This is a genomic window from Haloprofundus marisrubri (assembly GCF_001469955.1).
Taxonomy (GTDB): domain Archaea; phylum Halobacteriota; class Halobacteria; order Halobacteriales; family Haloferacaceae; genus Haloprofundus; species Haloprofundus marisrubri.
This window is the reverse complement of the sequence record NZ_LOPU01000018.1, coordinates 767,671-787,038: the sequence shown is the minus strand read 5'-3', so window position 1 is coordinate 787,038 and position 19,368 is coordinate 767,671. Positions and strand designations below refer to the sequence as shown.

Genomic DNA, 19,368 nt, shown 5'->3' with positions numbered 1-19,368 from the left:
TGATTCGATAGTTGTCCGAGCGAGGGCGTGAATACCCGAAGACCGCCACAAGCGTAGGCCTTAACCCCCTCGCACCGCTAATTTGGCCAATGTCTGAGTCGGAGGCCGCGACGGGGATTCGGGCCTTCACCGCGCTCGGCGACGCCGTGCGCGAGGCCCTCTCCGAACGCGGCTTCACCACGCCGACGGAGCCGCAGCGCCGGGCGATTCCACCGCTCGCCGCCGGGAAGAACGCGCTCGTCATCGCCCCGACCGGGACTGGCAAGACCGAGACGGCGATGCTCCCGGTTTTCAACTCAATAGCCGAACGCGACGAGAAACCGTTCGGCATCTCCGCGCTGTACATCACGCCGCTGCGGGCGCTCAACCGCGACATGCGCGAGCGCCTCGACTGGTGGGGCGAGACGCTGGACCTCGACATCCAGGTCCGACACGGCGACACGACGCAGTATCAACGCAGCAAGCAGGCCGACGACCCCCCGGACGTGCTAGTGACGACACCGGAGACGCTACAGGCGATGCTCACGGGCAAGAAACTCAGAAAGGCGCTCGCGGACATCGAACACATCGTCGTCGACGAGGTACACGAACTCGCCTCCTCGAAGCGCGGTGCCCAACTCACGGTCGGTCTCGAACGCCTCCGCGAGGTGGCGGGGCCGTTCCAGCGAATCGGTCTCTCGGCGACGGTCGGTTCTCCCGAAGAGGTCGCCAAGTTTCTGGTTGGGGTTGGCCCGTCGACGGAACCCGGCGACCGCGACTTCGAAATCGTCGAGGTCGACGTGGGGAGCAAAGTCGAGTTCACCGTGACGCATCCGGAGGTGACGCCCGAGGACGAGCGTCTCGCTGGGAAACTCGCAACGGACGCCGAAATTGCGAGCCACGTCCGGACGATTCGTGAGTTGGTCGCCGACAACGAGTCGACGCTCGTTTTCGTCAACACCCGACAGACGGCCGAAGCGCTCGGCTCTCGATTCAAGACGCTCGGGGCGAACATCGGCGTCCACCACGGGTCGCTCTCGAAGGAGGCGCGAATCGACATCGAAGACCGGTTCAAGGCCGGCGATGTTGACGGGCTTATCTGCACCTCGTCGATGGAACTCGGTATCGACGTGGGCCGCGTCGACCACGTCGTCCAGTACGGCAGCCCCCGCGAAGTCGCCCGTCTGCTCCAACGGGTCGGCCGGGCGGGCCACCGCCGCGACGCCGTCTCCCGCGGTACCGTCGTCACGAGCGACCCCGACGACACGTTCGAGGCGCTGGCCATCGCCCGCCGCGCCGTCGATGGCGACGTCGAGTCCGCCGAGATTCACCACGGCAGTCTCGACGTGCTGGCGAACCAGATAGTGGGCGTCGTGATGGACACCGGCGAGATGAGCGCTCGTGGCGCGTTCGAGTTGGTTCGCCGGGCGTATCCGTTTCGAGAGTTGGAGGAAGAACAGTTCCGACAGGTCGCACAGGAACTGTCGAGCAACCGCCTGCTCTGGGTCGACGAGGAGAAGGATTTGCTCGAAAAATCGGGTGGGACGTGGCAGTACTTCTACGCGAACCTCTCGATGATTCCCGACGAGGAGACGTACGAGGTCCACGACATGAGTTCCCGAAAGCAAATCGGGACGCTCGACGAGCGCTTCGTCGTCAACTTCGCGCAACCCGGCGAGGTGTTCATCCAGCGCGGCGAGATGTGGCGCATCAACGACATCGACGACGAGGAGACGCGGGTGAACGTCGCGCCCATCGAGAACCCGGCGGGCGAAGTTCCGTCGTGGACCGGCCGGGAGATTCCGGTGCCGATGGGTGTCGCCCAGGAAGTCGGCGAGATGCGTAACGTCGCCGGCCCGCAGTTCGAGTCGGGGGCCTCCGTCAAGTCGGTCGCCGGCGACTTCCTCGCGCGGTATCCGACCGACGAACACACCATCACGGAGGCGATGGAACTGCTGGACCGCCACGCCGAGACGGGCGAACCGCTGCCGACGGCCGACCGCATCGTCGTCGAAGGCCAAGGCAGACAGGTCGTCGTCAACGCCTGTTTCGGCCACCAGGTCAACGAGACGCTCGGGCGACTTCTGTCGGCGCTCGTCGGGCAGCGAACCGGTTCCTCGGTGGGGATGGAGGTCAACCCCTACAGAATCGAGTTCGAGGTGCCGCCGAAAGTCCGGCCTTCGGCGTTCGTCGAGGTTCTAGAATCGACGGACCCCGACCACGTCGAAGGGTTGCTCGAACTCGCGTTGAAGAACTCCGACACACTCAAATTCACGCTCGCACAGGTCGCCGCGAAGTTCGGCGCGCTCAAGCGTTATCAAGGCAACAACCGCTTCGGCGCGGACCGATTGCTCGCGGCGCTCGAAGACACCCCTGTCTACGACGAAGCCGTGAGAGAAGTGTTTCACCGTGATTTGGACGTGCCGAACACGGTGGCGTTGCTGCGGCGTATCGAGTCGGGTGAGATAGAACTCGCCGTCGCCCGCGAGCGCACCCCTATCGGCGTCGCCGGCCGGTCGAGCGGCCGCGAGTTCCTCGTGCCCGAGAACGCCGACGCGAGCGTCATCGAAGCGATTCGAGAGCGCATCAGAGACGACCGAGTCATTCTCTTCTGTCTGCACTGCACCGACTGGACGCGCAAGACCAAGGTTCGAAGAGTCTCCGACCAACCGGCGTGCCCCGACTGCGGGTCGACGCGCATCGCCTCGCTGAACCCATGGGCCGACGAGGTGGTGAAAGCGGTCCGCTCGAAGAACAAAGACGACGAACAGGAGAAGATGACCCGACGAGCGTACAAATCCGCGAATCTCGTCCAGAGCCACGGCAAGCGGGCCGTCGTCGCCATGGCCGCCCGCGGCGTCGGCCCGCACAACGCCGCGCGCATCATCGCCAAACTCCGCGAGGACGAGGACGATTTCTACCGCGATATACTCACACAGGAGCGTCAGTACGCCCGGACACAGTCGTTCTGGGACTGAGTGCTTCGTTCCGAGACTGCATTTTGTTCTCCAGCTGATAGCTGTTCGATTCATTTTTACATCAACATATCATCTGACCAGTTGATGTCGGACGACTCCTCCATCGTCACGCTCGCAGATTCCATCTCGGACCTCGCCAACGGCATCGCCGGATGGCTGCTCGTCGCTCTCGGGGCCGCCGGATTCCTCAACGTCACGAGTGCGGTATTCGGCAACTCGGGACTGTCGACGAACCCGCTCGTGATGGGCTTCGTACTGCTGTTTTCGCTGACGCTCGTCACCTTCGGCGTGTTCGTCAACCCGCGTTTCCGCCGTCGACTGAACCGCCGTCACTCCGTCGACCGGTTCGGTACCGTTCGCACCGTCGACAACCGCGTCGTCCGCGCCGAAGAGAACTGCCGCGAACGATGCGTCGCCTGCGACTCGCGGGTCGAACAGGGTGTGGTTCGGCGACTCCGCGAAGAGTACGTCGTCGCCGGCGTCCCGGTGTACACCGACTCCGAATCGTACAACCACTACTGTCGGTCCTGTGCGCTCTCGGAACTCAGTCCCGAAGTCGGTGGCACTTCCGCGGACTCCGCCGGAGACAGAGACACAGACGCAGAGATGCGAACGGGAACGGAAACAGAGACCGAAACGGCGTTCGAACGCTGAGACGCCACACACTCTTACTGTCGCGCGTCGAACACCGACCGATGCTTCGACGGCTCCGCGAGACCGGTCCGGTTCTTCTCGTTCCCTTGGCGTGGACGTTTGCGACGGCCGCACATCTCCGACTTCTCGAACCACGGACGGTGCTCATCGCTCACCTCGTGATGGACGTACTCCTGTTCGGCTTCGCCGCGCTCTCGTGGCGCGACATGAGCGAACACCCCGTGCTCCGTGCGTGGCTGGCAGTCATCGCCGTCGGCTTCGGAATCACGCTCGTCGGCACGTACGCGCTCGTCACGGGTGGTGGCGAGGCACTACGCCGCGCAACGGTGTTCGGGTGGATGGTCGTGCCGGCGGTGGCGCTTCTGTACACCGGTCGGGTGGTGCCGACGGACGAGGCTCCCGTCGTCTACACGGCTGGTGGCGCGCTCTCGATTCTCGGGGGCGCATTCTTCGCCGACGCTGTGTTCGGCGGTGCGTTGACGCAGGTGCTCGCCCCCGACGAGTTGACCGTTCTCGCACTCGGCCTCGTCGGCGTCGGCCAGACGATGGGTATCGTCAACGCTGTCGTCCAGTACTGACGGTTCGTTCTGTCGCTCGTTGTTGTTCGCCGCTCGTCGCGCTGCTGTCGCTCGTCGTCGCTCGTCGCCGCTCAGGTCGGGAGTCAGCCCTGCATTGGCTGACCCGTGACGTTCAACGACGCCCAACTGACGCGTCCGCTGTCGACGATGTTCTGCGGTTGTAGCTGCGGGTCGTCGAGCACCGCCGCCGACGCCGGCAGCGGCGGGCGGAGTTCCGGTCCCTCCTCGTCGCCACCGGTCGACTCGCCGCGGACGATCGGTCCGGGTTCGTCGCCGACGACGATGCGCATCGCCATCCCGTACGCCTCGTGCGGCGGACAGAACAGGTCGTACACCCCCGGTTCGTCGAACCGGTAGAGCCAACTGCGATTCCCCGCGAGCGTCGGCGACGTCAGCGGCGGGACGGACTCCGGAACCCGTTGCTGGCGGCCCTGAAGCACGTGATACCCCGTGACGCCGTGTTCGGGTGTGACGAAGTCGAATGAGACGACGGTACCCGGGTCGATGCGGAGGCCGACCGGTTCGAAGTAGAAGTCCAGCGGCGGTTCCTGCGGGCCGACGGTGAGCGTCTTCGGGCCGATGAGCAGTTGGACGCGCTCTGTGGGTCGCATCCGCTGTGGGAGCGGTCCCGGCGAGAGCATCGTATACCCGAGTTCCGGGTCGATACAGTTCGGCTGTGGACAGCTTCGCGCTTGGCTCGTCTGTGTGGTCGTCGTGCCTCCACCGCCGTGACCGCCGTGCTGCGCGGCGGCGACGCCGGTTCCGGTCGCCGACAACGCGGCACCGGCACCGAGGAGCTTCAGCACATCTCGTTTCGTAGCGTTGCCACTTGCCGTTCTCGTGATACCACGTTTCATGGCAGACTTGGTACGCTAGAGAACGTATTAGCTGCTCTTCACGTCCCGAGAACAGTCACTCGTGGCGCGGCGTGTGTCGGGAGACGCCGACTGTGTTCGAATCGTGAGCTACGTCCAGTCTTCGAGCACGGGTTCGACGGCCGCCGCCAGCGACTGGAAATCCTTCATCGTGATACCGTCGGTGGTGATGAACACGCCGGTGTCTTCGGTGGTGATGCGGACGAGAAACCCGTTGTCGAAGACACGAATCGTGTAGCGATACTCGCCCAACTCCGAGTTGTGGTAGGCGTCCTGTGTCGTTTTGAAGTCGTGCCACTCGTTGCCGATGAAGGAACTCAGGTCGGCGTCCTGCTCCAAATCGCGGCGGAGATACACTTGCTCGTAGTCGAAACGGCTGAAGTACGTCACCGACCGCAAACTGTCGCCCACCGCCGTTCGACAGGTGGTCGTGAGTCTGTCCCGTGCTTTCTCGGTGAGCAACGTGTCACTCATACCCGCCTCTGTGACACCCACTCACAAATAAGCGACGACGGACGCAACCGCCGACTCAACTACGGGAGTCGGTATCGAACCTCGTTGCGGGTTTATCACATGTAGTGGAGTGTGACAGACTGTGACGGAACACGATTCGAGGCCTGCAACGCCCGCCGACGGAGTTGACGAGCAATCGACCGACGCCGACCCTCTCGGACGCGCGATGCTCGACTACCAGCGAGGCGGCCTTCGCGGCGTCTGCGAGTACGTCGACGGCGCGGAGCGGACCGACGCGCACGTCGCCGAGCACTACTTCACACCGCCGACGGAGTGGTCAGACGAGTGGCGGTCGCTTCTCGACTCGCTCGCCGGTCCGGTTCTCGATGTCGGTTGCGGTGCCGGACAGCACACGTTGTTCCTGCAAGCCGACCGCGAAGTCGTCGCTGTCGACGTGAGTCCACGCGCCGTGGAGACGGCCCGCGACGCCGGCGTCGACGACGCCCGTGTGATGGATATGTTCGCGCTCGACTTCCCCCGCGACCGATTCCGGTCGGCGCTGGTCAACGGCACGCAACTCGGTCTCGCCGGGTCGTTCGCGGGCGTTCGGTCGTTTCTGTCGGACCTCGCGGCCGTCACCGACGACTCCGGTGTCGCCGTCGTCGACAGCTACGACCCGACCCGCCTCGACGCGGACTCCTTTTTCGGCCACCGACCGGACCCCAGACGTGGCGTCGCTCGTCGGGCGTTCCACGTCGAGTATCGTCGTGAGGAAGACGGCGAAGCGGTGCGGGAGGTGGGCCGAACGGTGACGTTTCTGCTCTTTTCGCCCGAACGACTCGCCGACGCCGTCGTCGGAACGCAGTGGCGCGTCGCGGACGTACACCGCGGCGACGACGCCTACTACAGGGCTGTTCTCGAAACGCGGTGATGACGTTCAGACGCTCACCCGAGCGTCGGTTCGACCGTCTCCAACGCCGCGTCGAAGTGGTCGTCGGTGACGAGCACTTCGTCTGCGTGTTCGTTCGCTTCCTCGCCGTCGTAGCGGTTCGCCACGTCTCGAATCGCAAGCAGCGTCGCCTCTCGGCAGACCGCTGCGATGTCCGCGCCCGTGAAGCCGTCCATCCGCGAGACGACAGCGTCCAAGTCGACCTCGTCGTCGATTGGTTTGTCGCGGACGTGAACGTCGAGAATTGCGCGGCGGCCCGCCTCGTCGGGGGCGGGCACTTCGACGTGTGACTCCAGTCGCCCCGGCCGGAGCAGCGCGGGGTCGAGCGAGTCGCGGCGGTTCGTCGCCGACAGCACGACCAAGTTGGGATTGTCGCTGAGGCGGTCGAGTTCGGTCAGCAGTTGCGAGACGACGCGTTCGCCGACGCCGGAGTCGCCGCCGGACATGTCTCGGTCGCCCGCGATAGCGTCTATCTCGTCGAAGAAAACAATGGCTGGAGCGGCCTGCCGGGCGCGCTCGAACACCTCTCGAACGGATTTCTCGCTCTCGCCGACGTATCTATCGAGGAGTTCGGGGCCGGCGACGTGGATGAAGTTGACGCCGCTCTCGCCGGCGATAGCCCGCGCGAGCAACGTTTTGCCCGTGCCGGGCGGCCCGTAGAGGAGCACACCCGACGGGGGGTCGGTGTTGGCTGCCTCGAACAGCGGCGCGTAGGTGAGCGGCCACGTGACGGCGCGTTCGAGCACGTCTTTGGCGTCGTCGAGGCCGCCGACGTTCTCGAACGTCGTCGTGGGCGTCTCGGCGACGTACTCGCGCATCGCGCTGGGGTCGACGGCGGCCATCGCGCCCTCGAAATCCGAACGGGTGATTTCGAGGTCGTCGAGCGAAATCGGCTCGGTTCCGTCTCTGGACCGGCGCAGTGCAATCATCGCCGCCTCCTTGCCGAGCGATTCGAGGTCCGCGCCGACGAATCCGTGGGTCCGCGACGCGATACGGTCGAGGTCGACGTCGTCCGACAGCGGCATGTTCCGCGTGTGGACGTCGAGAATCTCGCGGCGGCCCGTCTCGCCGGGGACGCCGATTTCTATCTCGCGGTCGAATCGCCCGCCGCGGCGGAGTGCGGGGTCCAAGTCGTCGACGCGGTTGGTCGCGCCGATGACGATGACCTCGCCTCTGGCTTCGAGGCCGTCCATCAGCGAGAGGAGTTGGCCGACGATTCGGTCCTCTACGTCGCCGCCCTCGTCGCGTTTCGGGGCGATGGAGTCGATTTCGTCGAAGAAGATAATCGCAGGAGAATTGTCGCGAGCCTCCTCGAACTTCTCGCGGAGGCGCTCCTCGGACTCGCCTTTGTACTTCGACATGATTTCGGGACCCGAGATGGTGACGAAGTGCGCGTCGACTTCGTTGGCGACGGCTTTGGCGATGAGCGTCTTCCCCGTGCCCGGCGGGCCGTAGAGGAGGACACCCTTCGGCGACTCGACGCCGAGGCGGGTGAACACCTCCGGTTCCGAGAGGGGCAACTCGATCATCTCGCGGACGAGTTCGAGTTCCTCGTCCAAGCCGCCGATATCCTCGTAGTTGATGCCGGTGGCGGGTTTCGCGGGACTGGTGTCGTCGCTCTCGCCGCGACTCTCGCGAGCGCGTTCGACGGTCCGAGCGATGTGTTCGCTCTCGGTTCCACTGTCGTCACTGCGGGCGATATCGACGCGGACCGTCGTCGAGTCGGCGATTCTGACGGTGCCGTCGGGGCTGGTCTCGCTGACGACGAACGGGGCGTCGCCGAGCTGCTCGACGTGGACCTGTTCGCCTTGGAGGAGCGGGCGGTCCAGCAGTGCGCGCTTGAGGATACGCCGGAGGAGGTCTTCGTCGTCGGTGCCGACGCTCGACGCGGCGGTGATAGTCACCGAGCGGGCCGTCTCGACGGCGACTTTCCGCACTCGGACGGACTCGCCGACTTTCGCGCCGGCGTTCGTTCGCGTGTCGGCGTCGACTTGGACGGTGCCGGCGGGGGCGGTCGGCCCGGCGGGCCACACTTTGGCGACCGTCTCGCGTTCGCCTTCGATGACGACGGTGTCGCCGCTGAGGACACCGAGCGTGCGTCGAGCGGAGTCAGGGAGGCGGGCGATGCCACGGCCGGCGTCGCGTTTTTCGGCGGCGCGGACCGTGAGTTCGACGCCCGAATCGTCGCTCATGTCACCGCCTTTGCAGTGATGGCTCTTTACCCTTCCTCACGGCCGGTCGTCGATAGCGTCGCTACTGGGATGTTTTCTCGTCCGACCCGAGTAACGCATTTGTCCCGTGCTATCCTTCCACGAGGTATGGTCGCCACGACAGAACGCGACGAGATGACGTGGTACGAGTGCGAGGAGTGTGGACTCCTCTTCGAGAACGAGACGGACGCCGAGCAACACGAATCGGGGTGTGACGCCGAGGACCCGTCGTACCTCCAGTGAGTCGCTCGGAGTGAGTCGCTATCCACTTGGAGTAGTCGGTCCGCAGTAGTCGGCCCACAGTAATCGGATGACGGCGTTACTCGTCGTCGACGAGTTCGAAGCTCTCCTCGCCCCAGTCGTCTTCGATGAAGACGAACACACGGCCGCGCGCTACCTCGGGGTCGGCTTCGACTTCCGTGCGCATTCCGCCGACACGACGGACGACGACGCCCGGAAACAGTTCCTCCTCTTCGTTCTCCCCGAGGATGATGCGCCCGACGCCGCTGTCGTCGAGGATGTCGTCGTGCGTTTTCAGGTCGTTGATGTACATCATCACACCCTCCGTCTCGGTGGGGTCGGTGACGAGAACGTGTGTCTCCTTGCCCGGCCCAGTGCGCAGGGGTCCGCTGTGTTTCTTCGGAACGCCGCGGTACAGCGTCTTTCGGCCGTCGAGATACTCCACCTCGATGCCGATGTCGATGAGTTCGACGCCGAGTGTGCTCGGCGCGATGTCGTTGCGCGCGCTCATACCCGACGTAGAGAGGGGGCGGCCAAAAGCGTCGCGTCTCGGCGGTACGGACGTCCGAATAGCAACGACGAATAGCAGCGAAATCGGCACCGACCGCCACACCTAATGTGGCGCGTCGCCGCCTCCCGCTATGCACGGCCGCGCGTCCGCACTCGGTGCGGGAACCGTTCTGAACGCACTCGCCACCGGCGTCGGGTCGGCGTTCGCCATCGACGCCGAGACGCGTGCGTCCGTCGAACTCGACGACTCCGGCGTCGTCCGCGGCGAGGTCGCCGAAGACCCCGACGCCGACACACGACTCGTCGAACGCTGTGTCGAACGCGTCGTCGAGAGATTTGGAAACGGCGAGGGTGGCACCGTCCGCACCGAGAGCGACGTGCCGATGGCCGCCGGCCTCAAGAGTTCCAGCGCCGCCGCCAACGCCACCGTGTTGGCGACGCTGTCGGCGCTCGGTGTCGACGTGGTCGACGACGAGAGTGAGGGCGCCGGCACTCGACGTGACGCTACCGACGCCAACGACTCGGCAGTCACGCGACTCGACGCCTGCCGAATCGGCGTCGAAGCCGCCCGCGACGCGGGCGTGACGGTGACCGGGGCGTTCGACGACGCCTCCGCGAGCATGCTCGGCGGCGTCACCGTCACCGACAACCGCGAGGACGCGCTGCTGGCCCGCGACGAAGTCGACTGGAACGTTCTCGTCTGGACGCCGCCGGAGCGCGCCTACAGCGCCGATGCCGACACCGACCGCTGCACCCGCATCGCCTCCGTCGCCGAGACGGTGGCCGACCTCGCACTCGCGGGGCGTTACGCCGAGGCGATGACCGTCAACGGCTTCGCCTTCTCGGCGGCGCTCGGCTTTTCGACGGACCCAGCGATAGAGGCGCTGCCCGACGCCACCGGCGTCTCGCTGTCGGGGACCGGACCGAGCGTCGTCGCCGTCGGCGACGCCGAGGCGCTCGAACGCGTTCGGGAACAGTGGGACGAGAGAGCGGGAACGACGTTTTCGACAGAGACGCGAACTAACGGAGCACACATCCATGACTGACGACCTCACAGACACGGAGGAGCAACGACCGCGACCCGACGAGATGAGCCTCGACGAACTCCGCGAGGAGATAGAGGATATCGACCGCGAACTCGTCGAACTCATCGCGCGACGAACCTACGTCGCCGACACCATCGCGCAGGTAAAAAGCGAACGGGACCTGCCGACGACCGACGAAGCCCAAGAGGACAAGGTGATGGAACGGGCGGGCCTGAACGCCGAAAAGTTCGAGGTCGACGCCAACTTGGTGAAGGCGATTTTCCGGTTGCTCATCGAGTTGAACAAGGTGGAGCAACGAGAGAGTCGATAGCTCGAAATACAGCAATACAAGCCGTATGAGGGACGCTTAGTCTCAAAGATGTTCTTCCGATAGCTGTTTTTTCGATTCGGGTTCAAGGTTCTCACCCGTATCTGACAACAAGAATCTGCTGCATACAGAGGCGGAGTTCATCGGGAAGTACAAGCGGTAGATGGGAAATCGTACCTTTAGGTTAGACGGACTCTGTAAGGCCGCCATCGACGCGGATGTTCTGCCCAGTGATGTAACTCGACTCTGCGGAGAGCAGATACGCGACTGCGTCCGCGATTTCTTCCGTTCGTGCTGGTCGCCCCATCGGGATTCGCGCTCGTGTCTCGTCGTCAACCTCGTAACTATCGACGAATCCCGGCTGCACAGTATTCATCCGGATGCCGCTCGCTGCGTACTGGTCGGCGTAGAGTTTGGTGAAGCTTCCGAGCCCAGCTCGAAGCACCGACGAGACCGGAAACGTAGCCGACGGCTCGAACGCCGAGAACGTCGAGATGTTCACGAACGCCCCACCACCCCGTTCTTCCATGATGGGCGTGACGAGTCGCGCCATCCGAACCGTGTTCAACAGCACGAGATCGAGACCCTCATGCCACTCCTCGTCGGAGATATCGAGCAAGTCGCCAGATGCCGGATGGCCAGTATTGTTCACCACCGCATCGATACGCCCGTAACGTTCGTGGGTCGTCTCGACGAGGGCTGCTAAATCGTCTGGATTCGTGACGGAGCCCTCGAAGCCATCTCCACCGAGATCTTTAGCCACGTCGACTGCGCTTCCTGACCGCGAAAGGAGAACCGGAGTGTAGCCATTCTCGCTCAGTTTCCGTGCGCATGCCTCGCCGATTCCGCTTCCGGCAGCAGTCACCACAGCGACCTTTTGTTCGCTCATACTTCGTACATCCACGCCAACGAAATAGGCAAGTAACCTGCTATAGCAGGTGCCAACCCATCTCGTTTTTTTATCGGTGACCGCTAGGTACGACTATGAGCGCGACCGAGTCTGCGGAGACACTGCGACTCACGTTAGATGTCTGGCATCCCGGCTGTTGGGTGCTGGACGTGACGACGCAGGTTGACGTTGGGTTCTTGGGATACGCAATCTACACTCGTGAGGGTGGCAGAGCAAGCACGCACTACACTGTCTACGGCGACGAACAGGACGCTATCGAGGAGGGCCTGTCGTTGGTTCGAGCTCATCCAGCAGTGTATTCAGTTTCGGAGATGGCCCACGGGTATCGGAACGGGCACTCTCCGACACCTGCCAATACAACCCGTGACCTGTTAATCGAACACGACGGAAAGACACAGATCAGCGATGCGTTCACCGCTCGTGGGTTCGTATATGGTGCCCCAGTTGATGCCTTTGGAGAGACCGAGCACTGGACAGTCCTTTCGAACGCCCGTCGTGAGACGATTCAATCACTACTCGATGAGATTCGAGACGAACGAGACGCAACGATCACCGTGGAGTCGATTACCAGTGCCAGCCGTGCGGAGGGCTCGAATTCACTTCCCCTTGACCGTCTCTCGCATCGGCAGCGGGAAATCTTTCAACTGGCACGGAACCGAGGCTACTACCAGCACCCAAAGGCCAGCACAGCGGGAGAATTGGCTGAAGAGTTGAGTATTACGACCTCTACGTTCCACGAACATTTGCACAAAGCAGAAGCAAAAGTACTCGACTTGTCGTAGAACCTGACCAGACGAATCTGAGCTTCGTAAGATGGCTCTTTTCCGGTTCAGTCTCTCGACCAAGTTGCGCTCTGTTTCTCTCACTCCGACACGTCACTGGATTCCGACCAGTCAGTAACCGATTCACGCACCCCATTCAGCACGCATGCTGAACCCTATCGCAATCTGAGGATTTCGATGGAGTCGTTCGGGACTGTGTGACAGCCGAAATTGGAAGGAGTGTCGGCTTTTCTGCAACGCCTTGTATGGTAGATTTTGTCGAGTTGAACAAGGTAGAGCAGCGCGAAAGCAGATAGCCTAATTTGAGCGCTTCAGAGGATGTATTGCTGGTTGGGTAGTTAACTCTCTTTCCAGCAGTTGGTCTTTCGTTCCGTGGTCGATGAACGAGGACACAATCCAGTAATCAAATTGCCACTGCCAGTTTAGAACTCGGGGACTCAAGCGACAAGCACCCGACACTCATCGTCCTCAACAGAACAGACAGACTAAATTCCGAAACTACGGAAAGTACACGTGAGCGTGTGAGTTCAGTCATCAAACTAAACGAGGCCGAGCAACGAGAGAGTCGGTAGCAAAGCACCCGGTAGCTGTTAGCTCTTGACGCCCGGCCACCTACGTTTCTCCGCCACAGACCTGTCAGCGATAACTCTTGGAACCCTTATCCTTTCACCAGCGCTACGGCTGAGCAGCTATGAACGACGCGGAAAACGGCTCTCACGGTTATACGCCGATGAATTACGACGAAGATAGCGCGGCGGACGAAGCCTACCAGACGTGCGTGACGTATATCGTCGAACACGCACCAATCGGACGCGACGATACGGTGGTCGATGTGGGGACCGGAACCGGAATCGTCGCGCTCGAACTCGCATCGAAGTGCGAACGCGTCCTCGGGCGCGACATCGACGACGAGTGGCTTCGGTACGCTCGACAGAAAGCGGAGGAGAGAGGCGTCGAAAACGTCTCGTTTGACTACGGGTCGTTTCGAGACCCGAACGTGGACGAGGCGGTAGATGTCGTCGTTGCGAGTTACGCGCTCTACATGGCGTACGACGAGGGCGGTGAGGAGGAGTTGCGGGCCGCAATCGAGGGCATCTCGTCGCTGAATCCCCGCCACCTCGTCGTCGCCGACAAGATGTTCTTCGGGCCACCGGAGTCTCGTGGCGAGTACGAGACACTCCCGCAGATGGGGACTGTTGCGAACCTGCTCGCCGATGCAGGCTACACGCTCACCGACGTGGAAATTGTCAGTGGCTCCGTGGGCGTTCTCGTCGCTACTCGGACGAGTGAGTGGCCAGTTCTTCTATCACGCGGGACGAAATAGAGCAAGGAGAATCACGGGAGACCGACTCGACGTTTCAAGCCGACCCCTCGACGCTCGCGGAGTCACCGTCCCCAACCACTTGAGGGTACACCCGTTCGACGAGGAACTCCCGAAGTACCGACGTGAAGAACTCGGGGTTGTCGAGGTTGGAGGCGTGTCCGCTCTCGGGGACGACGCGGACGACGGTGTCCGGGTCTTCGAGCGAGGAGACCAGTCGCTCTGTCGTTTCCTCGTTGGCCGTCGGGAGATGCTCTCCGTGGAGGACGAGCGTCGGTACGGTGACCACCGAGAGGTCGAGGTCCACGTGCTGGAATCCGGCCGTCGCGTCGGCTATCTTGACGAACTCGCCGTGCGGGATGGTCGGACCATCGTCGACGAGGCGTTGGACCGTCTCCTCGTCGCCGGAGACACCGGGCAGAAGCAGGTTGCCGACTTTCAGTTGCCACCGGTTCAGCGTTTTGTAGCCGACAAAACGGTCCAACCGGGCGAGAAATCGGATGTTCGCCATTGCGAGTCGACCGGTGAGCGGCAGCGGACCGGCGGGGAACGTGTCCGCGAGGACGAGTCCGGCGACTCGTTCGGAGTGGGCGGCGGCGAACGCCTGCGCGACAGCACCGCCCATGGAGAGGCCGCAGACGACCGCTCGGTCGATGTTCAGTGCGTCTAAGAGCGTTTCGAGGTCGTCCGCGAAGAGACCGATGGAGTACGTCTCCCGCTCGGAACCGCCGGTCCGCCCGTGCCCGCGGACGTCGTAGGCGATGGTGGTGAACGCGTCGCTGAGGGCATTCATCTGTGACTCCCACATGGTCGTGGACATAATCATCCCGTGGACGAACACGACCGGCGGGCCGTCTCCCCGCGCGACGTAGTACGTCTCGATATCGTTGGTTCGAGCGGTCGGCATATCCCTGTAGATACGGCACGTGAGAGAATGAGGGTAGCGGACCTGACGACGAACTGTCGACTCCGTCCGAACTACTCGTAGACGCCGTCGAGTTCGAGTGTTCCGGTGACAGTGACGAAACCACGGCGATTCACACCGGTTCGCGCAAACGACGTGATGAATCTCTTCTGTCGCTCCCCGACCGCCACTCACCCTTCGATTGGCAGGTCGACGCCAATCTGTCGCAGTAGTTCACTCATCTCCACCATCGACGCCGTCTCGACGATTTTCCCGTCGTGAATTCGTCGGAGGTGAAATCCGTTGACCTGAATCTCGTTTCCGGTCGGGTCGACACCTCTGAACGGTCCCTCGTGCGTCCCTCGGAGAGTCAGATGATGCATCACGACGTCACCTTCGGCGGCTTCGGCGTTTATTTCGGCGGTGAGGTCGGGAAACGCGGTTTTCCACTCCTCGTAGACGGTCTTTATATTTTCTCTCCCGACGACGGGGTCTTCGGAGCCTGCTCTCACCATCCGAACGGTGATGTCGTCGGCGTACACCTCGTCCAAGAAGTCGAAGTTGTCCTTCTCCAGAATTTCGGCTGATTCGCGGCGGACGAGTTCCTTGTTCGCTTCGATGCTGCTGGTTTCCATGACGAACTCCCGTTCACGGTCACTCTACCCGGCGTCTCCACCCGTCCGAGCGGCAGTGAACGTCGGGTTCTGTACGTCGTGTGTATGTATATCAGTTATCACGTTTCACGGGGAGATGCTCTCGCTTCGAGCACCGCTCACTCGACGCTGTCGCGGATGACCATCAGCTTCACTCGCCGCACGCCGTCGAAGTCCCGGAGTCGGTACGTGAGTTCACGGACGCGCTCGGCGGCCCCGCGGCAGAACAGCGATTCGAGACACCACTCGCCTTGGTGGGTGTGGCTCGTGTTGAGAATGACGTCCTGATACTCGTGCTGGACGGCGTGTAACTCGCCGATGACCTCGTGGTGGCGGTAGTCGAAGGCGACGAGCGCGACGACGTCGCCCGTCGTCTCCTCCAGTCGGGAGTGCGCCTCGATGTACTCCAGCATCGCCTCTCTGACCGCCCGAGACCGACTTTCGAGCTCCTGTTCGTGCCACACCCGGTCGAACTCCTCGACGACATCGTCGGGGATGCTGAAGCTGGTTCGCATACCCGTGCTGTGTGGCCACGGCGCAAGAAAGCTACCGCGTCGAATCGCTTCGTCGTGTTACCGAAAGCGACCCGCTCAGTACTCCCAGAGTCGGTCGATGCGCGACGCAACCTCCGGATGCTGCTCGCGCAGCGTCTCGACGTCCGTCTCACCGCCGACGTTGACGACGTGGACTTCGCCGCGACGGTCCGAGTAAACGTCTTGGAAGTCGTAGACGACGCCGACGACGTCGACGGCGTCGGGCACGTCGTCGCTCTCTCGGAGGGCTTCGACCTGTCTGTCGACGTTGTACTCGACGAGTCGGTTTATCGCGCCCGCCCGGCCGACGTCGTCGGGGAGCGCCTCGACGCCCGCTTCCAGACGCGGCTTCAACAGGTCGAGACAGTGCTCGATTCCGGGGGCGTCGGAGACGCCGTCGGTCAACGCGTCGTACGTCGCCGTCACCGCGCCGCACCCGGTGTGGCCGACGACGACGGCGAGTTCGGTTCCAGTGTGCGCAATCGGGTAGAGCACGTCGCCGGAGACGACGTCGCCGGCGTCGGTTCGCTGGACGACGCGGTTGCCGATGTTGCTGCACGTGAAGATGTGACCCGGCTTCTCGTTGCCCCAGATGTGGTCCTGCAGCACGCGGGAGTCCGAACAGCAGACGGTGACCGCGTCGGGGTGTTGGGCGTCTTGGACGTCGTCGAAGCGGTTCTCGAACGCGTCGGCGTGTTCGGCGTTTCGCTGTAGCAGGTCGGTGAGTGTGTCGTTCATACTGGCCGTACGACAGACTGCTCGAAGATTCCCGGATATCGGGCAACTGTTGCCGGTTCGTTCGTCGAATCTTCGTTCCATCTCTCTGTAGCACCATCAGAACACGTAACCTCTTCGTCCCCGTCGCTCACTGCATGGACCTTCCGCCGTTCGAGTTGGAGCGTTGGCTCGACGAGTACGAACCGAACGCCGATTTGATGCTCGCAGAAAGTGGCGTCCGAAGTCTGCCGGCCGACCGATTCGACCTCGATGTGGGCGAACTCGGCTACGTCATCCCGACAGACGGCGACCCGCAGTTCCGCGCCGACATCGCCGAGCGATACGACCGCAGCGCCGACGAAGTCGTCCTCACCTGCGGCACGCAGGAAGCCGATTTCCTGACGTTCATGGCGCTCTTAGAGGAGGGCGACCACGCCGTCGTCGTCTCGCCGACGTACCAGTCGCTGAAGAGCGTCCCCGAGTCGGTCGGGTCGGTCACCGAGGTTCGAACCGAACCGCCGGCGTGGGACCTCTCGGTGGACGCCGTCGCCGACGCGATGCGAGCGGAGACGCGTCTCGTCGTGCTGACGAACCCGAGCAACCCGACCGGCAAGTATCTCGGGCCGGAGACGATGCGGGCGCTGTACGACCTCGCGGCCGACAACGACGCCTACCTGCTCGTCGACGAGGTCTATCGGATGCTCGCCGACGACCCCCACCCGCCCGCCGCGGCGCTCGGTCCGCGGGCGATTTCGGCTGCGGGCGTCTCGAAATCCTACGGCCTCGCGGGTGCACGACTCGGCTGGGTCGTCGCCCACCCCGAACTCGCCGACGAGGTCCGCAAGTGGAAGGATTACACGACCATCTCACCGCCGATGCTCGGCCAACATATCGCAAAACAGGCGCTCGGCGAGCAAGAAGACGAAATCCTCCGCGAGAACCGCGCCCACGCGAAAGCGAACCGCGACCGGGTGGCCGAATTCGTCGACGACTATGACCTCGATTGGTTCGAACCGGTCGGCGTCAACGCGTTCCCGACAGTACCTGAGGGATTCGACTCGGGCAAGGAGTTCTGTCGGTCGGTGTACGACGCCGAAAGCGTCACGCTCGCACCGGGTGAGGTGTTCGGCTACCCCGACCGGTTCCGTCTCGGGTTCGGCCTGCACACCGAGGAGTTGGAAGACGGCCTCGAACGCATCGGTCGTCATATCGACGCCGTTCGCGGCGAGTAGTTCGAGGGGGCTGGAAGATTACCTCACCGCTCCGGATTCGCGTCGTCTTCCGCGCCGACGACTTCCTCGAAGGATTTCTCGGTGTCGACCGGTTCGGAGAACACCAGTTCGTAGCCGTCGGGGTCCGAGACGACCAGTTCGCGCGTGTTCCACCCAGTCTCGGACGGTCCTCGAACGACGTTCGCACCGTACTCTCTCGCCCGGTTCGCCACGTCGTCGACAGACTCGGTTTCGACGGTGAGATATATCGAGACGCCACCGCCTCGTCGCTCCTTTCGGTTCTGTCCCTCAGCGAACCTCGCTTCGTCGGTGACGAGCATCACGTCGGCGTACTTTCGATATCGGAGGTGTGCCATCGCCGGCATCGAGTAGATTTCGGCGAAACCGAGCGCCTCGTACCACGCTGTCGAGGAATCGAGGTCGGAGACGGCTAACTGACAGAACAGCGGCATCGGGTAAATCTCGTGGTCGGTCTCCATACGAACACCAGTAATCCGGGTACGAGGATAACGACGCCGGAGGTATGCTACTCCGTGTCTCGGCTGGGTCGGATGAGCTGAGATGACCCGAGAAACTACCCCCGATACGACATCGCCAGTCCGTCGAGCGACTCGTGTCGCTCGGTGGTGTGCGGGGCGGTCAGCGGCGAGACGCTCACTTTTCCGTCGACGATGGCGCGGCGGTCGGTGCCGTCGGGGTCCGGAATGTCGTCGTTTCGCATCCGCGTCCAGACGTTGTCGGTGAGCGTGATGTGGCCGTTCTCGCTGTCGTGGTCGGCGGTCATCTCGTACATCGTCGACGGCCGAGTCACCTCCATCGGTGCGGGGTCGTCACCCGGCAGCGGAGCGTTGACGTTCAGATACTCCGCTTGCTCGAAGACGCCCGCATCGGGCGCGTTCTCGACGAGGTAGGTCGTGGCCTCGGTGGCTTCGCGGAAATCGCCGGGTTCGGTCGCCGCCTCCTGCCACGGTACGTCGCCCGCGGGGATGTACAGCGAGACGGCGATAGCCGGTACGTCGAAGAAGGCGGCCTCGACGGCGGCGCTGACGGTGCCGGAGCGACCGAGCACGTACGCGCCGAGGTTCGCGCCCTTGTTACAGCCAGCGACGACCATGTCGGCGTCCGGACAGAGCGCTTCCAGACCGACGACGGTGCAGTCGGCGGGCGTGCCTTCGATGGCGTAGCCAAGTTCGTGTTCGGTCACGTCGACGCTGTGGGACATCTTCCGACCGACCGCGCTCTGGTCGTCGGCGGGGGCGACGGCGGTCACGTCGGCGACTTCCGAGAGCGCGTCGTACAGCGCGACGAACCCGACGCTCTCGATGCCGTCGTCGTTCGTCAAGAGGATGCGAGGCCTATCCATGTCGAACACTCACGCGGGGGTCCAAAAAGCGCTCCGCTCGCGGCCGTCGCGTACGAGGCTACCACCCACCGGTCGCCACCCGCGGAGGCTGCCACCCGCCGGGGCTGACGGCCGGCAGTCGAGGTTCACACGGAACGACGCGAGTCGGAACGCACACAAAGTTGCGGACGTATG

21 protein-coding genes are annotated in these 19,368 nt (G+C 63.3%); 10 read left to right on the top strand and 11 right to left on the bottom strand.

The window, feature by feature from the left end; all coding sequences use genetic code 11:
* The first annotated feature begins 89 nt into the window (after positions 1-89).
* From AUR64_RS09810 to AUR64_RS09800, 3 genes are all read left to right on the top strand, one after another.
* Positions 90-2,957: a DEAD/DEAH box helicase gene (locus AUR64_RS09810; RefSeq protein WP_058581722.1), complete on the top strand. Its 2,868-nt coding sequence runs from the start codon at positions 90-92 to the stop codon at positions 2,955-2,957.
* Between the two features lie 84 nt (positions 2,958-3,041).
* A complete protein-coding gene (locus tag AUR64_RS09805; protein WP_058581721.1) occupies positions 3,042-3,611 on the top strand; it encodes a hypothetical protein in 570 nt (189 codons plus the stop codon).
* A 41-nt stretch (positions 3,612-3,652) separates the two neighbouring features.
* Positions 3,653-4,189, top strand: a complete 537-nt coding sequence (locus AUR64_RS09800; protein WP_058581720.1) for a hypothetical protein — start codon at positions 3,653-3,655, stop codon at positions 4,187-4,189.
* 83 nt (positions 4,190-4,272) lie between these two features.
* Here the strand turns inward: AUR64_RS09800 and AUR64_RS09795 are convergent, their stop codons facing one another.
* Together AUR64_RS09795 and AUR64_RS09790 are read right to left on the bottom strand one after the other, a co-directional pair.
* A complete protein-coding gene (locus tag AUR64_RS09795) occupies positions 4,273-4,995 on the bottom strand; it encodes a cupredoxin domain-containing protein (protein ID WP_155120559.1) in 723 nt (240 codons plus the stop codon).
* Between the two features lie 159 nt (positions 4,996-5,154).
* The gene (locus AUR64_RS09790; protein ID WP_058581718.1) at positions 5,155-5,538 is read right to left on the bottom strand and encodes a DUF7522 family protein; all 384 of its coding nucleotides are present in this window, start codon (positions 5,536-5,538) and stop codon (positions 5,155-5,157) included.
* Between the two features lie 121 nt (positions 5,539-5,659).
* Here AUR64_RS09790 and AUR64_RS09785 point away from each other — a divergent pair, with 121 nt between their 5' ends.
* The gene (locus AUR64_RS09785) at positions 5,660-6,448 is read left to right on the top strand and encodes a class I SAM-dependent methyltransferase (protein ID WP_240479598.1); all 789 of its coding nucleotides are present in this window, start codon (positions 5,660-5,662) and stop codon (positions 6,446-6,448) included.
* A gap of 14 nt (positions 6,449-6,462) precedes the next feature.
* On the opposite strand, the gene AUR64_RS09780 is transcribed toward AUR64_RS09785, so the two are convergent.
* On the bottom strand, positions 6,463-8,658 hold the full coding sequence (locus AUR64_RS09780; protein ID WP_058581717.1) for a CDC48 family AAA ATPase: 2,196 nt from the start codon (positions 8,656-8,658) through the stop codon (positions 6,463-6,465).
* Between the two features lie 126 nt (positions 8,659-8,784).
* Here AUR64_RS09780 and AUR64_RS21245 point away from each other — a divergent pair, with 126 nt between their 5' ends.
* Positions 8,785-8,919 (top strand): DUF7128 family protein, encoded by a 135-nt coding sequence (locus tag AUR64_RS21245; RefSeq protein ID WP_058581716.1) that lies wholly within the window; start codon positions 8,785-8,787, stop codon positions 8,917-8,919.
* 76 nt (positions 8,920-8,995) lie between these two features.
* Here AUR64_RS21245 and AUR64_RS09770 read toward each other — a convergent pair whose 3' ends face one another.
* Positions 8,996-9,427, bottom strand: a complete 432-nt coding sequence (locus tag AUR64_RS09770; RefSeq protein ID WP_058581715.1) for a DUF5796 family protein — start codon at positions 9,425-9,427, stop codon at positions 8,996-8,998.
* Between the two features lie 130 nt (positions 9,428-9,557).
* On the opposite strand from AUR64_RS09770, the gene AUR64_RS09765 reads away from it, so the two are divergent.
* Positions 9,558-10,472 (top strand): shikimate kinase, encoded by a 915-nt coding sequence (locus AUR64_RS09765; RefSeq protein WP_058581714.1) that lies wholly within the window; start codon positions 9,558-9,560, stop codon positions 10,470-10,472.
* Positions 10,465-10,782, top strand: a complete 318-nt coding sequence (locus tag AUR64_RS09760; protein WP_058581713.1) for a chorismate mutase — start codon at positions 10,465-10,467, stop codon at positions 10,780-10,782. Before AUR64_RS09765 ends, AUR64_RS09760 begins: the two co-directional genes overlap by 8 nt.
* A 181-nt stretch (positions 10,783-10,963) precedes the next feature.
* Here AUR64_RS09760 and AUR64_RS09755 read toward each other — a convergent pair whose 3' ends face one another.
* On the bottom strand, positions 10,964-11,668 hold the full coding sequence (locus AUR64_RS09755; protein WP_058581712.1) for an SDR family oxidoreductase: 705 nt from the start codon (positions 11,666-11,668) through the stop codon (positions 10,964-10,966).
* A 95-nt stretch (positions 11,669-11,763) separates the two neighbouring features.
* On the opposite strand from AUR64_RS09755, the gene AUR64_RS09750 reads away from it, so the two are divergent.
* Together AUR64_RS09750 and AUR64_RS09745 are read left to right on the top strand one after the other, a co-directional pair.
* A complete protein-coding gene (locus AUR64_RS09750) occupies positions 11,764-12,471 on the top strand; it encodes a helix-turn-helix domain-containing protein (protein WP_058581711.1) in 708 nt (235 codons plus the stop codon).
* 691 nt (positions 12,472-13,162) lie between these two features.
* Entirely contained in the window at positions 13,163-13,795 is a 633-nt protein-coding gene (locus AUR64_RS09745; protein WP_058581710.1) for a class I SAM-dependent methyltransferase, read from the top strand.
* A 34-nt stretch (positions 13,796-13,829) separates the two neighbouring features.
* Here AUR64_RS09745 and AUR64_RS09740 read toward each other — a convergent pair whose 3' ends face one another.
* From AUR64_RS09740 to AUR64_RS09725, 4 genes are all read right to left on the bottom strand, one after another.
* Positions 13,830-14,699 carry an alpha/beta fold hydrolase gene (locus AUR64_RS09740; protein ID WP_058581709.1) on the bottom strand — a complete coding sequence of 290 codons (870 nt, stop codon included), beginning with the start codon at positions 14,697-14,699 and terminating at the stop codon, positions 13,830-13,832.
* A gap of 188 nt (positions 14,700-14,887) precedes the next feature.
* The gene (locus tag AUR64_RS09735; protein ID WP_058581708.1) at positions 14,888-15,331 is read right to left on the bottom strand and encodes an ester cyclase; all 444 of its coding nucleotides are present in this window, start codon (positions 15,329-15,331) and stop codon (positions 14,888-14,890) included.
* A 137-nt stretch (positions 15,332-15,468) separates the two neighbouring features.
* Complete coding sequence (locus tag AUR64_RS09730; protein WP_058581707.1) at positions 15,469-15,864, bottom strand: CopG family ribbon-helix-helix protein; 396 nt, start codon at positions 15,862-15,864, stop codon at positions 15,469-15,471.
* A 75-nt stretch (positions 15,865-15,939) separates the two neighbouring features.
* Positions 15,940-16,620: a carbonic anhydrase gene (locus AUR64_RS09725; protein ID WP_058581886.1), complete on the bottom strand. Its 681-nt coding sequence runs from the start codon at positions 16,618-16,620 to the stop codon at positions 15,940-15,942.
* A 134-nt stretch (positions 16,621-16,754) separates the two neighbouring features.
* On the opposite strand from AUR64_RS09725, the gene AUR64_RS09720 reads away from it, so the two are divergent.
* The gene (locus tag AUR64_RS09720; RefSeq protein ID WP_058581706.1) at positions 16,755-17,831 is read left to right on the top strand and encodes an aminotransferase class I/II-fold pyridoxal phosphate-dependent enzyme; all 1,077 of its coding nucleotides are present in this window, start codon (positions 16,755-16,757) and stop codon (positions 17,829-17,831) included.
* A gap of 23 nt (positions 17,832-17,854) precedes the next feature.
* On the opposite strand, the gene AUR64_RS09715 is transcribed toward AUR64_RS09720, so the two are convergent.
* Both AUR64_RS09715 and surE read right to left on the bottom strand, forming a co-directional pair.
* Positions 17,855-18,310, bottom strand: a complete 456-nt coding sequence (locus AUR64_RS09715; protein WP_058581705.1) for a VOC family protein — start codon at positions 18,308-18,310, stop codon at positions 17,855-17,857.
* 95 nt (positions 18,311-18,405) lie between these two features.
* The gene (gene surE / locus AUR64_RS09710; protein WP_058581704.1) at positions 18,406-19,194 is read right to left on the bottom strand and encodes a 5'/3'-nucleotidase SurE; all 789 of its coding nucleotides are present in this window, start codon (positions 19,192-19,194) and stop codon (positions 18,406-18,408) included.
* Positions 19,195-19,368 lie beyond the last annotated feature (174 nt).

Bases quoted from the DNA above. Each gene is read 5' to 3' on its own strand.
- AUR64_RS09770 (WP_058581715.1), bottom strand. From the start codon at position 9,427: ATGAGCGCGCGCAACGACATCGCGCCGAGCACACTCGGCGTCGAACTC.
- AUR64_RS09750 (WP_058581711.1), top strand. From the start codon at position 11,764: ATGAGCGCGACCGAGTCTGCGGAGACACTGCGACTCACGTTAGATGTC.
- AUR64_RS09780 (WP_058581717.1), bottom strand. From the start codon at position 8,658: ATGAGCGACGATTCGGGCGTCGAACTCACGGTCCGCGCCGCCGAAAAA.
- AUR64_RS09735 (WP_058581708.1), bottom strand. From the start codon at position 15,331: ATGGAAACCAGCAGCATCGAAGCGAACAAGGAACTCGTCCGCCGCGAA.
- AUR64_RS09725 (WP_058581886.1), bottom strand. From the start codon at position 16,620: ATGAACGACACACTCACCGACCTGCTACAGCGAAACGCCGAACACGCC.
- AUR64_RS09765 (WP_058581714.1), top strand. From the start codon at position 9,558: ATGCACGGCCGCGCGTCCGCACTCGGTGCGGGAACCGTTCTGAACGCA.
- AUR64_RS09720 (WP_058581706.1), top strand. From the start codon at position 16,755: ATGGACCTTCCGCCGTTCGAGTTGGAGCGTTGGCTCGACGAGTACGAA.
- AUR64_RS09810 (WP_058581722.1), top strand. From the start codon at position 90: ATGTCTGAGTCGGAGGCCGCGACGGGGATTCGGGCCTTCACCGCGCTC.
- AUR64_RS09715 (WP_058581705.1), bottom strand. From the start codon at position 18,310: ATGGAGACCGACCACGAGATTTACCCGATGCCGCTGTTCTGTCAGTTA.
- AUR64_RS09745 (WP_058581710.1), top strand. From the start codon at position 13,163: ATGAACGACGCGGAAAACGGCTCTCACGGTTATACGCCGATGAATTAC.
- AUR64_RS09755 (WP_058581712.1), bottom strand. From the start codon at position 11,668: ATGAGCGAACAAAAGGTCGCTGTGGTGACTGCTGCCGGAAGCGGAATC.
- AUR64_RS09760 (WP_058581713.1), top strand. From the start codon at position 10,465: ATGACTGACGACCTCACAGACACGGAGGAGCAACGACCGCGACCCGAC.
- AUR64_RS09800 (WP_058581720.1), top strand. From the start codon at position 3,653: ATGCTTCGACGGCTCCGCGAGACCGGTCCGGTTCTTCTCGTTCCCTTG.
- surE (WP_058581704.1), bottom strand. From the start codon at position 19,194: ATGGATAGGCCTCGCATCCTCTTGACGAACGACGACGGCATCGAGAGC.
- AUR64_RS09790 (WP_058581718.1), bottom strand. From the start codon at position 5,538: ATGAGTGACACGTTGCTCACCGAGAAAGCACGGGACAGACTCACGACC.
- AUR64_RS09730 (WP_058581707.1), bottom strand. From the start codon at position 15,864: ATGCGAACCAGCTTCAGCATCCCCGACGATGTCGTCGAGGAGTTCGAC.
- AUR64_RS09805 (WP_058581721.1), top strand. From the start codon at position 3,042: ATGTCGGACGACTCCTCCATCGTCACGCTCGCAGATTCCATCTCGGAC.
- AUR64_RS21245 (WP_058581716.1), top strand. From the start codon at position 8,785: ATGGTCGCCACGACAGAACGCGACGAGATGACGTGGTACGAGTGCGAG.
- AUR64_RS09740 (WP_058581709.1), bottom strand. From the start codon at position 14,699: ATGCCGACCGCTCGAACCAACGATATCGAGACGTACTACGTCGCGCGG.